General features: G+C 43.4%; 11 protein-coding genes and 2 pseudogenes. 2 read left to right on the top strand and 11 right to left on the bottom strand.

Going from position 1 to position 13,394, the window contains the following annotated elements; translation table 11 throughout:
• Window positions 1–37 precede the first annotated feature (37 nt).
• Complete coding sequence (locus tag DI44_RS09485; protein ID WP_011230887.1) at window positions 38–1,342, top strand: acetamidase/formamidase family protein; 1,305 nt, start codon at window positions 38–40, stop codon at window positions 1,340–1,342.
• Window positions 1,343–1,412: 70 nt separating this feature from the next.
• On the opposite strand, the gene DI44_RS09490 is transcribed toward DI44_RS09485, so the two are convergent.
• From DI44_RS09490 to DI44_RS0117060, 8 genes and pseudogenes are all read right to left on the bottom strand, one after another.
• Window positions 1,413–2,396, bottom strand: a complete 984-nt coding sequence (locus DI44_RS09490) for a restriction endonuclease (protein WP_033025180.1) — start codon at window positions 2,394–2,396, stop codon at window positions 1,413–1,415.
• 339 nt (window positions 2,397–2,735) lie between these two features.
• Complete coding sequence (locus DI44_RS09495; protein WP_033025178.1) at window positions 2,736–3,308, bottom strand: hypothetical protein; 573 nt, start codon at window positions 3,306–3,308, stop codon at window positions 2,736–2,738.
• Window positions 3,295–4,032, bottom strand: a complete 738-nt coding sequence (locus DI44_RS09500; protein WP_033025177.1) for a hypothetical protein — start codon at window positions 4,030–4,032, stop codon at window positions 3,295–3,297. The genes DI44_RS09495 and DI44_RS09500 overlap by 14 nt, the downstream gene beginning before the upstream one ends.
• A gap of 216 nt (window positions 4,033–4,248) precedes the next feature.
• Window positions 4,249–4,872, bottom strand: coding sequence for a hypothetical protein (locus DI44_RS17920; RefSeq protein WP_081107419.1), 624 nt, complete (start codon window positions 4,870–4,872; stop codon window positions 4,249–4,251).
• 54 nt (window positions 4,873–4,926) lie between these two features.
• Window positions 4,927–5,715, bottom strand: coding sequence for an NERD domain-containing protein (locus DI44_RS09505; protein ID WP_014195564.1), 789 nt, complete (start codon window positions 5,713–5,715; stop codon window positions 4,927–4,929).
• 41 nt (window positions 5,716–5,756) lie between these two features.
• Entirely contained in the window at window positions 5,757–6,275 is a 519-nt protein-coding gene (locus DI44_RS09510; RefSeq protein ID WP_033025176.1) for a hypothetical protein, read from the bottom strand.
• A gap of 350 nt (window positions 6,276–6,625) precedes the next feature.
• On the bottom strand, window positions 6,626–7,135 hold the full coding sequence (locus tag DI44_RS09515; RefSeq protein WP_021322736.1) for a hypothetical protein: 510 nt from the start codon (window positions 7,133–7,135) through the stop codon (window positions 6,626–6,628).
• A gap of 84 nt (window positions 7,136–7,219) precedes the next feature.
• Window positions 7,220–8,070, bottom strand: a pseudogene (locus DI44_RS0117060) (Rpn family recombination-promoting nuclease/putative transposase).
• 288 nt (window positions 8,071–8,358) lie between these two features.
• Between DI44_RS0117060 and DI44_RS19720 the strand changes: the two are divergent.
• Window positions 8,359–8,499 (top strand): annotated as a pseudogene (locus tag DI44_RS19720) (IS630 family transposase); the annotation flags it as partial.
• A 144-nt stretch (window positions 8,500–8,643) separates the two neighbouring features.
• Here the strand turns inward: DI44_RS19720 and DI44_RS09520 are convergent.
• From DI44_RS09520 to DI44_RS09530, 3 genes are all read right to left on the bottom strand, one after another.
• Window positions 8,644–9,147 carry a DUF4411 family protein gene (locus DI44_RS09520; protein WP_033025174.1) on the bottom strand — a complete coding sequence of 168 codons (504 nt, stop codon included), beginning with the start codon at window positions 9,145–9,147 and terminating at the stop codon, window positions 8,644–8,646.
• On the bottom strand, window positions 9,137–10,300 hold the full coding sequence (locus DI44_RS09525) for an ImmA/IrrE family metallo-endopeptidase (RefSeq protein WP_033025173.1): 1,164 nt from the start codon (window positions 10,298–10,300) through the stop codon (window positions 9,137–9,139). Before DI44_RS09525 ends, DI44_RS09520 begins: the two co-directional genes overlap by 11 nt.
• 138 nt (window positions 10,301–10,438) lie before the next feature.
• Window positions 10,439–13,393, bottom strand: a complete 2,955-nt coding sequence (locus DI44_RS09530) for a DEAD/DEAH box helicase family protein (protein WP_033025171.1) — start codon at window positions 13,391–13,393, stop codon at window positions 10,439–10,441.
• Window position 13,394 lies beyond the last annotated feature (1 nt).

Raw genomic sequence — 13,394 nt, 5'->3', positions numbered from 1 at the left:
ACCAATCCTAAAATCTAAAAGTAAAGAGGGGAACGCCATGGAAGCGAAACAAACCGTGTTTGTCAATGAGTTCACTAACGGCATCTTAGACCCTCATGGAAACATGCTTGGCCCCGTGCAGGATGGGGGATACATTGTCGCCAATACTACTCCTGGCTGCTGGGGACCGATGATCACTCCTTGCATCCGCGGTGGCCATGAAGTGACAAAGCCCGTTTTTGTCGAAGGCGCTGAAGTAGGAGACGCCATTGCGATTAAGATCAAATCGATTCGCGTCACCTCTATCGCCACATCCTCAGGAAATGATAAACCAATGGAAGGTCGGTTTGTCGGCGATCCGTTCGTTGCTGTCAAATGCCCACAGTGCGGAACGATGTACCCGGAAACGAAAATCGAGGGGATCGGCCCGGAAGCCATTCGGTGCGCGAATTGTGGCGCGGACGTGACTCCATTTGTATTTACGAACGGCTATACGATGACGTTTGATCCAAACCGACAAATCGGCGTGACCGTGCATAAAGAAGCGGCAGAACACATCGCTCGACAAGGACGGTACTACATGGCGACACCCGACAACTCCGTCCAAAACCCGATCGTCACGTTTGCGCCCCATGACTTAGTCGGAACGGTGGCCAGACTCCGCCCGTTCCTCGGACAGCTCGGCACCACCCCGGCGCGTCCGCTACCGGATTCACATAACGCTGGCGACTTTGGCCAATTTCTGATCAACGCCCCACATGAATACGGGATTACGAAAGAACAGCTGGAAGATCGCACGGACGGACATATGGACATTAACCGTGTACGCGAAGGCGCCGTGTTGATCTGCCCTGTGAAAGTGCGGGGCGGAGGTGTTTATCTCGGTGATATGCATGCCATGCAGGGCGACGGGGAAATTGCTGGGCATACGACCGACGTATCTGGCATCGTCACCCTTCAAGTGAAAGTGATCAAAGGGTTGACCATTGACGGACCGATTCTTCTTCCTGTTGCTGAGGACCTCCCCTACTTGGCAAAGCCATTGACAAAAAAAGAAAAAGAGATCGCCCTCGATTTGGCACAATCATGGGGGGTAAACAAATTGGAAGAATCGTTGCCGATTTCCTTTGTCGGGACAGGTGCCAACCTAAATGAGGCAACAGAAAACGGGTTGCAGCGGGCAGCGAAAACGTTAGGCATCTCTGTCCCTGAGGTGATGAACCGTGCCACGATTACCGGCGCCATCGAAATTGGCCGACATCCTGGGGTCATCACCGTGACCTTCTTGTGCCCTGTTCGTTATTTAGACAAGATTAGTTTGACCTCGCTAGTGTACGATCAATATCGCAGCGTTTTGGAGTAAAAACATGTCGATCATCACTAAAGGCTTCATCCTCTCGCACTTGCCAAGCAGGGATGAAGCCTTATGTTTGTCAAGATTCGGGCACATACATTTTCTGCAGCGGAAGCAGCGCTCTCGCATCGCTAGGCATGTTCTCATACCAATGGACAATCAAGTTGACCAGCTCTTCCAAATCAATCAGTTTCACGGAATTATGTTTGGCGACTGCCTCTGCGTGGGACGTAAAACCGCCTGTGGAGACGAACAGGCAATTGGCATCAATCGGGTTGGCTCCGAGAAGCTGCTGGATTTCCGGGGCCGAGGCGGCGCTTTTGCGATGCTTCACTTGCACCTTGATTACAGGTTTTTCAAAGCCAAACGCGTCCTTATAGGCGAGCACATCCACACCGCCGTCAGGGCCTTTCGGACTCACTTGCACATTGTACCCCATTGCTTGAAGCAAGCCCGCCACTAAATCTTGCATTTGCCACGGATCAAGCTTGTCCACTTTGTCTTGGATCATCATCAACGCTTTTCCAACAAGGTCTTCAACGATTTCTTCCGTTTCCCCCTCTTCATGTTGAGGTTTTGAGAATGGTTCACTGTGTAAACGCTGCTCGATTTCATCGCCCCATTCGTCCACTCGAAACACCGTCAGCGTCGAACCTAAACTGTTCTTCGCTCCGTCTGACAGCGAATCCCTTGGAACTGTCGCATTTTCCCATTTTACCCGGATGATGTTCGGATAATAGGGATGCCCGATGGAGGGATCGTAACGATGCTCTTCTGTCACGGTTCCAACAATGTACTCCCTTTTCTCTTTTGAATATGTGATCACTCGATCGCCCTTTTTGATTTCATGGGCAAACCGCCATACTTGATTCACCCAACTCGTTCTCGATTTTGGTTTTGACTCGGCAAACACTTCATCCGCCTTTCGCTGCAGCTGTTCTTTCGACCGAAAGCGCTTCGGATCGCCCAATCTCGCCCAACCGATCGATGCGATGCCCTTTTCCAGCCAAAGCGGAATCAGTTCATTGCGATCGCCCGCGCGGATCATCCACCATTTTGACATCCAGGTTCCTCCAAATCCTTTTGTTCTGGAAGGCCGGTGATTTAGTGAAAAATCGCGGAAAAACGGACTTTTTTCTCAAATAGAGAAGTCTTGCAAAATCAACGCTTCTCTTTCGACCGAAAACAATGGGTTCGGCGAAATCAGTCGTTTTTCACCAGCCTTCTAGACGGTTTTCTTCAATAAAAAATCTTTACCGTTTTTTCTTTCCCCCGTTTCTCCATTTATCCAACTCCGCTAGACGGAATATTACCATCCGAAGAGACATTTCTATTTTGATCCCTACGCACCGCCCTCCTCAGTCTGTCAACTGTTTTAATTTCCCTAATTCCAGTTTATCTGTCACAAACGATGCAACTCATCAAACACCCTATCCTTAATGTTCGTTGATGTAATGGATAATAAGTCAATTTCCTTTGAAATAACTTCTTGAATTTTACCATATTTTTCCGAAGTTTTTTCATCATTTGGAACAGTTCTAAACACTCCATTTTCAAGTTCATGGTCAGTAAAGTTATCACCATCATATAAAGGCCAATAGAAAAACCAATGTTCAGAAACGCTCGGCGGTTTATCCCAATGTTCAAGGGTTGAATATACGTATTTGCATAACGTCATCCGTGGTTCTTCTTCAAATGAGATTTCAACTGCATAGATTGGGTCGTTTTTCAACCCATTCCCCGACTGGCAAGGAGGGGCGGAATCTCTCTGATATAGCTTGATAAAAGATTGAATGAACCAGCCTCGATACTCGCGGTCCGATTTCCAACGCAAAAATTGCGGGGTCACCGGAACAAATCCACATTCGACCGATTGACGGTCCATTTCCGCCAACAGTTTATCGACACTCTCGTACGTTTTTCGCACAACCTCGAAAGCGTTTTTTATGTTTTCCTGTACGCTAACAGAATTCATAATACCCCTCCTTTTCAATACGGTTGGCACTTAAATGAAAAAACTGTTCATCTGTATAAAAATGAAAGTAGGAGCAGTGGTCAACTAAAGGACAAGCAAGGCTTTGAAAGTTTTGAAAACGCGCAAATCCCTTTTTTCTCAATAAAGCAACCAAATCTTTCAGCATTAACCTTTCAAACTCATTCAATGTTTCATTTTTTTGCACGTACACCATTTGATGGAGCACTTCTTGCCACGATAAATACCCAAAATGAACACCGCTTGGCAGTTTTCTGTTTTCCATCACCTTTTTAGCAATCATATTCACTTCTGGTTCCGTTCCTAATAAGAGCAAAAACTTTGGCGTCTGCCCTTTACCCTTTAGTAAATCACTCGCTTCTCGCTCCAATTGATCGTCTGATGATAAAGGACTATGGTATTTCACTTCGATTCCTATGATCAAATGATCCAATTCAAGTAAAACATCGATTTCACTTCTTTCTCCCTTGACCCAAAACTTAACCTTATCCCCTATAAACTCGTCTTTTTGCATCTCCAAACCATTTATGAACACCGTTTGATCAGTTTGAGAAAAAAATACAGCCTTGCTTAAAATCGGCTTAATCCCTTTGTGAAAAGGGAGATAACGCGACGTACCAAATACGTTCGCTGTCAGCTGATCTTCAAGCCGCTCGCTTAAATTCGAACCGTCTGATGATATTTTTCCATGTATTTCAGCTAACAAACTTTCTCCCCCCTGTCTGTGCCCATACATTCGACAAGTGACAGGATCCGCGTGCAACGAAGCTTCTCCTGTCGCACTCTAATTTTTTAATTGCTTCTCATAACACTTCTTCATCACAACAGATAAATCCGGGTTAATCAAGTCTTGCCCGAGACGTTTTCGTTCCTGACACAGCTTTTCTTCGATAGGTGACAACAGACACTAAAACTATTTCTCTCAACTATATACGTCCCCAACATGAACGGCTACATATCGGAACTCGCCATGTTTATCTTGGTTGATAGTAGAATAATGATGCCATTTCAATTGATATCTCCCTTTAATAAAGATCGGCGCATCACGGTTTTCTTTCGTCCCTGCTGATGCACGTTCCTGCCATTTTAACTCCCCGGTGATGATCCGGTTTTCATGAATGCGAAACTCGCAGTCCACCGTATTTGGTCGCATCGGCTCGGTCCAATACAAATGGTCATTCGTTAGCAGCACAACGATCCCGTATACATTCCTTCTCCCCATTGTTATTCGTTCTAACTTTTCCACTTGCGCCAAAAAATCATAACGACCCTGATCCTGAGCACCGTGGTGCTTCAATTCAATCGTTTGCCCGTTTTGCTTTATCGTGACCCGAGCGAGCTTGTTCATTAAACAAATCGCGTATTGGCGCCCACTTTCCGGTTCTTCCACCCACAAATCGATCAGATAATCATGAAAGCGTTTGTTCTCCTCGACGCGGAATTTTTCTTGAAGCTGAAATTTTAATGACTGTTTAAACGCTTCTTTTGAAGCAAAAAATCGATACTTTTGCGATAGGCGTTCCAATTCCTCGTGAATAGAAAACATCATTTTCCTCCTTCCCTTATCTATAGTTGCTGCCCAAACGGCCGTGTTGCAAGTTCAGCCAATCGACTGCGTAAACTTGCATTTCGGATAATTATTGCAACCTTTAAATGTTCCGTATTTCCCTTTCCGAACGATTAGAACACCGCCACATTTTGGACAACGGTTTTGCTGTATATGTTGTTCCGTCTGCTTTTGCTTCGTTCGAATCGTTTGCACGTGCCGCTTTTTCATTTCTTTTTCTTGTGTCTTATCTTTGGCAAGCACTGTTTCTAATTTTTGAGCTAAACGTTCCTTTGTTTCCCTATCGATCACTTTTGTTTGATGTTGCTCGAGCACTTGTTTCAATTGTTTCGGATAAACCACATAAGCATGGGCAAAATGAGCATTTGATTTAAACTTTGCCCGCGTCAAAAACACGACAACCGAGTGAATCGGAATATGCGCAAACTCCTCCCCAAGCCAGCCTCTTAACGCCTTGATATGCCCTTTGTTCTGCAAAATAGGATTAAGAAATTTTTCTTTTCGTTTATAAATGACTTGCGTCCAATATTTTGACGTTTCATCTCCGAAAATCCAGCCGCTGTAATTTTTCGTTTCGATGACAAACAGTCCTTGATCGGAAAGGATAACATGATCAATTTGCGAAGTTGAACCGTCTTGTTTTGGAATATACAGGTTATGAAAAGCTTTGTATTTTCCGGATGATGTTGCTTCTATATTTTTAATTGCTTTACGGACTTTATATTCTCCATACGATCCAATCCATTCCGCTTCTTTTGACTTGATCCATCTTGCCAATAAGGCAAGCAAACATAAAAGAAGCAGTGTATAGAAAAGATTCACGTTCGTCTGCCCCCCTCCCTTTTCACATCCCCCATACCACTTTACAGATTACCTAGGCGATTTCGTTCAATTTTGATAGTGTTATCTTTCCCGTCCAACATATCAGCACGCTTGCTGCCGTAAATGCGAAGCCACGGGGAACCTTTGACCGCCTTCACCGACAGCCGCGCTGTTCCGCGAATCTGTTCTTTTTCGATATCCACGCATTCGAGAAATTCATCCCAGTAGACGATGGCAATCATTTGGTTGTAATCACTTAACTGCTTCTGGCCGCAAATAAAGGCAAAGATAAATTCTTTTTCTTTGTTGTTTTCCTGATGAATCTTAGTAATTTCTTCGATCTCATTGTCGCTAAACGAAAAGGACCAAGTGAAATCCTTGGAACCTGATGGAGTGGTATTGTACTTCGTATAAATGATATAACTCGCTTTATTCGTCGTGACTTCGTATATTTGCCGGTTATCGTTTTCTTTTTCAAACAGTGCAGGCGCCAGCCCCCCATTAACCAGCGCAGAAAGCAACGCCCCATAATAGTAATCGGCTTTGCAAATCGTTGTCATTGTATTCCCCTCCCTTATTCCTAAATCCAAAAAAGCTCATTTAACTCGATTGTACTAATATTTGCAGAAAAATGCTGTCGAATATTGTCAAATTATTTACAAATTTCCTATACGTAATCAACTAATATGCCGACTGAAAAATCGGGCGATCACAACAAAAAACTACCCCATCATCTTAGGGTAGCTTTCTCCTTTAGCGGGTAACAACAGGTACCAGGCCAATACATATTCGGGAAAAAGCGAAGAATAAAACCATTAAAAAACGCTGTGCCATCTTTTTATTTAAACAAGCGGTCGTGGTCAATCGTTATACATTTCACTCCACATGCAAAATATCGTTTGAAATCTCTTTATTTCCTCCCATAATGTATACGTTCTCGCTCCCGGTTAAATTCTTCATGCAACTTCCCTTGTTCGTATTCCATCAAATAATTTAATGTCTGCTCAATGGTTGCTATTTTCATTGTTATTAATATATCGGAAGAAGTATCCTCGTCATCTAATAATGTTCTCTTGTATCTCTCCAGTTCCAAAAGGCGCTCCATTATTTCTTTAAATCCTCTAATCGTCTTTTCATCCTTATAAATAAAATCACGTTCGAAATCAATATCCTCTAATTCCTGTTTATATTTGTTAATCGTGTTATCACGCATTTGTCTTGCAAAATCAGCTCTTCTTTGAATCGGACCAAAACGAAATTTATTTCTCCATGATAAAAATGTACTTTTAGGCACGCCTAACTCGCTTGCCCCTTCCCAAGGAACAACATCTCTAATCACGCAAAGTTCATACATAATCTCTTTCAACGGCTTACCGTACTTTTTTTCTACGATTTCTTGATAATCTTTATTTGTCATCATTGGAATCACATCCTTATTGTGAGTTTATCGCTAAATGTAAAAACGCTATTTCAGGAGCTAGCAGATGCCAAGCACTGCCCCTTCCTACTCATCTTTTACCCTTTTATGAACTTCTTCTTCCGTTAGGTCAAATATATGTGCAATATCGGCAATGCTCATTCCTTTTGCAATCATTTTTCGCATCATTTCTCGCTCTTTTTGCTTAGCTCCTTCACGTTTTCCTTTTTGTTCATACGAAATCAACAATTCCAACACTTGCTCTTTTTCTTTCGTTTCCATTTGATTCACCTCGTTTCGTAATTGTTGTTCTTCTTCATCCGACAATTTCACATATGTTTCAAAAAAGCCATTAACAGCCTCTGCTTTGCTTCATCCAGCTCTAAACGAACTAACATGCGCAAAAACTGTTTTTTCAATTCGATTCGTTCACTTTCAGTATACCCCATTTTGCTAAGCAGCGCAGCGGTGATCGGGTTGTCAATGCGAATGTAGTTGCGCCAATTTTGTTTGCGTAGTTTGATGGTGAAAAAGCGGAAGTGAAGGATGCTGCCAAACGGAAGTTGAAGCGTAAACGAAGAGGGTTCGTCGCGGATGGCATCATAGCTGAAGACGGCAATCGGAACGATGTTCGTGCGGTATTTTTCAAACAAGCGGCTGAAGTAAATGAACATCCGTTCAGGAAACGACGGCTGCACATAGCTTTGGTTTTCGATATGGACGATGATCAGCCCATCTTCCCCTTTTAATTTCGTTTCGACTAACAGATCGACGCGATACTTTTCCCCTGCCGTTACATCGGTGAACAGTTCTTCAGATAAAAAGGACAAATGCTGAAAATCAATATACTCGTACATTTCGGGGAAAAAGAGAAGAATAAACTCTTCAAAAAACGTTTGGATCAACTCTTTAAACAAGCGGTCATGGTCAACAGCCATCTGATCACCTCACAACCCATGTTCATGTTCAATTCGAGATATATGTCATTAGGATCGTCCTGTCGGGGGAGTTTTCAGGAGAAAAAGCGGTACGAGTTTATTAAAGCGGAAAGAGAGGAGAAAAGCAAAAGCCTGAAATTGAATTTTCTAAATAATAAAACAAAGAGAGTCAGTCTATGACTCTCCTTTTCTGCAAATCAAGTGAATTTTTTGGAGTGTGAAAACAACAGAACATTTGGTTTTACTCACCCTTCATTGTGAGACAATTTAACGGTGTAGCACCCATAACGCACTCTCCGAAAACAAGAGTGGAAAATCAAAAATGTTGCCCTGCGCCAACGCGTCATGGCTGTTCGCTTGGTCATGGAAGGATATCTGGGAAAAGACGTCGCTGCCATGCTCCATCTATGTCGCCAAGGTGTGTTTATTTGTAATTTGAAAAAGGATTCTAAAATAATGTGCTAATTTACATCAATCACTCATGTTTTCTTTTACCCAATTCTTCTTTCAATTCAATAGGCCTTCACCGCAAATGTTAAAAGACTAGTACTCCAGAGAATGACAGACATAGGCTCAAAACTTTATACTTAACCGGCGCAACATGTCAAATGTATCGACATAGGGCACATTGAATGCATGGCAAACATTAGGAATAAAAATTCTGCTTTTGGAATTAGGATGAAATTGTTCATGTGTTACTACAATAAAATTGTATGTCTTTGCAAACGCTATTAACCAACTATCTGCTGCACTAGCAAACTCTCTTTTTGCCGCCTCAAAATATTGCCCCTGCTGAACAGCCCAAGTAATAATTTCCTGATATGTTCTAAGAACTTCAATCTTATCGGTTGGCTCGAACCATTGGGCAAAATAATGATTGGCCCACTCGCTTAATTCATCATTTTTATGAAAGCTATTAATTTCCTGTTTAACACGGTCAATGCTTATGATATTGCCGTTTTCGGCATGTTGAAGCAGGGCATCCCAAAAGGAAGGAGCGATATCAAAAGAATAATACCTTTTATAGGCTTCAATAAAAATGTTCGTATCAATCACAAATTTATGGCTAGAACTCATACATATATCTCCCCGTATCGACATATTCGGCAAACTTAGCAAAAGTGTCACCAGAAAGCCCCGTCAATTGATAGGCTTCACGATAAAGGATCGTTCCTTCCTTTGCCGCGCTTATGACTGCTTCCGCAAAATGACGGCCGATACGCATCGTTTGAGTTGCGTAAAAATTGCCTCCGCTTGTTTTCATTTGTTCCGTTTGTTGTCGAAGCCGCTTCATATAATCTTCATAAAATAAAAAAAACTCCTCTTTTGTCACAAGGTTTAAGTCTAGAGCTCTACGTGCCGCCACAATTTCACTAACCTTAAAATAGCGAGCCGCCTGTTCAAAACGATCTTCCGATTGACCAACCCGTTTCCATATAATAATTAACTCATCTTCAGGAACAAGAAACTCAGCAGCTGCTTTGTTGCATGCGTTTTCAATTTCAGCATCAGCAGGCTGAAGATTTTTTAAATCGAATGCGGCACTCTCCCCGTACCAAATATGAGCAAGTTCGTGGGCCAATGTAAACATTTGCGCAGCTTTTCCGTCTCTTCCATTTATGAATATTAAAGGGGCATAGTCATCAATAAGGACAAAACCACGAAATTCCGCAACATCCAGTTTTCGATGTGTATTATTGCCAACTACTCCATTAATGACTACAATAATGCCGATATCTTCAGTTTTTCTAATAAGATTGCGTAAAGCTTCCTGCCAAGTTGATTGTTTTGATGCCCATCCATCTTCCAAATTTAACGTCCTTCGCATATCTTGTGCAACGAGTTTTGGATCCATTGACAAGTTCGCACGCCCCACATAATTTAAAGGCGGATTGCCTAGCTGAATTAAATAATCTCGCATCCACTGTTGCCGTCTTTCCATCGTTTGAACCGTTTCCAAAAGATTTGGACTCGGGCGGACAGCCCCTTCATCTCTCACCGTGCGATAATGAGGAATTCTCAACTTCTCCTCTGGTGGATTAGGGAGAAAAAAATAACCAAGAGGTACAGCTGTCATTTTTGCAAGCTTTTCTAACTGCTTAAGCGTCGGCTGGCTCTCTTGATTGATCCATTTATCAATATTAGGAAACTGATCCTTCAGCCGATCAAAATTATCCATGCGTTTGATCACCCATTGTAGAACATTGGGTTTAACCTCAACCTTAACCATTGTATTGCCCCTCCTCTTTGACTATAGTATGCCACAAATGCTGGAAAGAAAAAAGAGAGGAGAGAGCATTCAATAAAAAAAGCTGGCCTCAAAAGGTCATTGTACCACCTTTTGGGACAGCCTCCTGTAAATGCATCACTAACGGCTAACCGCCCGCAGCATAAACGCCTCCACATCATTCTCCGGACCGACAAACTCAATATCCGTGCCGATTGCTTCAAAGTGCTTGCGGGCAAACTCGATTTTTGCCGATTCGCCCGGACGCAAATCTCCTTCCCATTCCTGTCCTTTTGTCTCTAGGACGAAGTACAGCTTTTCTTCCCCGTCTTTCTCAATGACAAGCGCCCAGTCAGGATTGTAGGAACCAATCGGCGTGTCTATTTTAAACCAGCTTGGCAGTTTGACATATACTTTTACTTTTTCGTCGTCTTCGAAGCGTTTAGCAAAACGCTCTTCCACATCTGAATCATAGACGACATGGTCAAACAGCGATTTTTCACTCGGAATTGCGTTGTCATTCAAGTAGGCAAGCAGTTCTTCGTTTTGGAATAGTTCCACCGCATAATACGCATCGTCGCCGATTTTATAATATTTCACCCCGTCTTTTAACAGTTGCTTCATTTCGCGCTGGATGATCTTCGTGACTTCTTCGATAAATTTTTGCGGATTGTTTTTGAAATCCTCAAGCCGCTTGCAGCCGGTTAAGATGCGGACAATCGTCTTCCGCGTTAAATTCGTGCGGTTTTGCAGTTCCGTAATCACGTCTGGAAGCGTATGGTGCAAGCTGACGTAATCTTCGACGCTTTCGCTTACCGTTTGCGCCTGTACTCCTGTCACGCGGTCGATTTCCACTTTTCCTTTGCGGCTTAAAATACGTATTTTGTTAATTGGCGCCATGTCTTGAATGCTTTTGATACATTTTTCAATCAATTGTTCGCTGTCGAAATCGACGGAATAGACCGTTTTATATTTGATTTTATCCCATAACTGTCTGAATTCTTCCTGATTGAATACAGACATATTTAATTTCACTTTTTGCTTTTTGGTTGCGTCTTTGATCGGCAATGCTTGCAAATGGCGTTTTATTTCTTTGACGATCGCCGGAAGCCATGTCTGAAACTCCGCGCTTAAGCGCAAATCATAGTTTTCTATCGCTTTCTTTAATTCAGAGGTGACCATGCTATGCTTGTCAATATAACCGTTTTGCTTCAATTCATCATATAATTTTACCGATAAGTCATAGCCCATTTGCACCGGCTCTTCCGTCTTCTCATCGACATAGACGAGTTTAGCAAATATATGTTTTTCAATTTTGCCGAATTTGACTCCTGTTTCTTCTTCGATTTCTTTTTGCAGCGTCGCAACAAACTCTTCGTACGATTCGTTCGCCATGACCGTTAGCGTGTTAATATTATAGTCCTGCACACGCTCCCCGTTTTGGTTGACAGCCAGACGCAATCCGCGTCCGATTTCTTGGCGTCTCGATACGTACGTTCCCGCGGAGTCTTTCAACGTGCAAATTTGAAAGACGTTCGGGTTGTCCCATCCTTCACGGAGCGCGGAATGGGAGAAAATGAAGCGAAGCGGCTCATCGAGGCTGAGCAGCCGTTCTTTGTCTTTCATAATAAGGTTGTACACATCGGTGTCCGCTTCTGTATTTCCTTTTGTATCTTTCAGACGCCCCTTTTTATCTTGTGCGAAATACCCGTTGTGCGCTTTTTCCACGTCCTTATCAATGCCTGGGTCATCCCAGAGCGGGCGGTATTTCGGTTTTTGGATCAAATCCTTATATTCTTCCTCAAACATCACCGCATATTTTCCTTTAATCGGATTGCCATCTTTATCATAATCACGGTAATGAGCGACTTTGTCGATAAAGAAAAGGCTTAACACTTTAATTCCGCGCGGGCGAAGCTGCAGCTCTTTGTTCAAATGCTCTTCAATCGTCTTACGGATTTGATATCGCTTTATCGCATCATCGTCAATATCGCCGATCGCATCACCGACCCGCAGACGATAGCCATTTACTTCAATCGCTTCGTTTCCTTCCGTCCAATCAATCTGCTCGACGATATAGCCACGATACAATTCTCGTTCCCCGGAAATATCGTACAAATCGTCTCCGTATTTCACCGTTTTCGTCGTCCGCTTCACCTTTCCGCGCGATTCGACGTCCAGTTCGATCTTCGCTTTTCTTTCCTTTACCTCGATTAGTTTTATGTACGGCACATTAAAAGACGGTTCAGAACGAACAGACATCACTTCGATTTTTTTGACGAGTTTTTGATTATACGCGTCGACTGCATCGAGGCGATACACCATATTATATTTTTCCACATGCGTCGCCGAGTAGCGCAGGGTGCAAAGCGGATTGAGCGAAGCGATCGCTTCTTTTGATTTCGGCGTCGTATCGACGCTTTGCGGCTCATCGATGATCACGATCGGATTCGTCTGTTGGATAAATTCAATCGGGCGATACCCGTTTAGACGGTCGTTCGGCCGATGAATGACGTTCGCCTTATCCTCCTTTTCCGGGTCTTCGAAGCTTTTGCGAAACGCATCGATATTGATGATCATGATTTGAATCGTTGTCGCCGTCGCAAAATTGCGGACTTGATCAAGCTTCTGCGAATCGTAAATAAAATATTCCGCCGGAGTGCGGTCGTACAGTTCATCGAAATGGTCGCGAGTGATTTGCAGCGACTTGTACACTCCTTCGCGAATCGCCACGGACGGAACGACGATGACAAATTTCGTAAATCCATAATGCTTATGGAGCTCATAAATCGTCCGCAAATAGACGTACGTCTTCCCCGTCCCCGTCTCCATTTCAATCGTAAAATGCATGCCATCGAGCCGCTCGCTGCGCGGCAGGCCGTTTCTCACCTGGATGTCTTGGACGTTTTTTAAAATTTCCTCAGGCGTCAGGTCAAGCCGATTTCCGACGCCCAAGTCCGTTTGAAGCATTCCCGCATCAGGGCCGTACGAAACGGTGAAGTTCGACTGGCTCAGTTCCTGTCCTTTGAAAATATGCACCACCGACTCAATCGCTCGCCGTTGGTAGTCCAAATCCGCGTGAAACTTCAGCTTCATC

Origin of the sequence: Geobacillus sp. CAMR5420 (assembly GCF_000691465.1) — a bacterium.
Lineage (GTDB): Bacteria > Bacillota > Bacilli > Bacillales > Anoxybacillaceae > Geobacillus > Geobacillus thermoleovorans.
This window is presented reverse-complemented; position numbering and strand designations above follow the sequence as displayed.

Coding starts and splice junctions, on each gene's coding strand:
- DI44_RS09485 (WP_011230887.1), top strand. CDS start 38: ATGGAAGCGAAACAAACCGTGTTTGTCAATGAGTTCACTAACGGCATC.
- DI44_RS09490 (WP_033025180.1), bottom strand. CDS start 2,396: ATGTCAAAATGGTGGATGATCCGCGCGGGCGATCGCAATGAACTGATT.
- DI44_RS09495 (WP_033025178.1), bottom strand. CDS start 3,308: ATGAATTCTGTTAGCGTACAGGAAAACATAAAAAACGCTTTCGAGGTT.
- DI44_RS17920 (WP_081107419.1), bottom strand. CDS start 4,872: ATGTTTTCTATTCACGAGGAATTGGAACGCCTATCGCAAAAGTATCGA.
- DI44_RS09510 (WP_033025176.1), bottom strand. CDS start 6,275: ATGACAACGATTTGCAAAGCCGATTACTATTATGGGGCGTTGCTTTCT.
- DI44_RS09515 (WP_021322736.1), bottom strand. CDS start 7,135: ATGATGACAAATAAAGATTATCAAGAAATCGTAGAAAAAAAGTACGGT.
- DI44_RS09520 (WP_033025174.1), bottom strand. CDS start 9,147: ATGAGTTCTAGCCATAAATTTGTGATTGATACGAACATTTTTATTGAA.
- DI44_RS09525 (WP_033025173.1), bottom strand. CDS start 10,300: ATGGTTAAGGTTGAGGTTAAACCCAATGTTCTACAATGGGTGATCAAA.
- DI44_RS09530 (WP_033025171.1), bottom strand. CDS start 13,393: ATGAAGCTGAAGTTTCACGCGGATTTGGACTACCAACGGCGAGCGATT.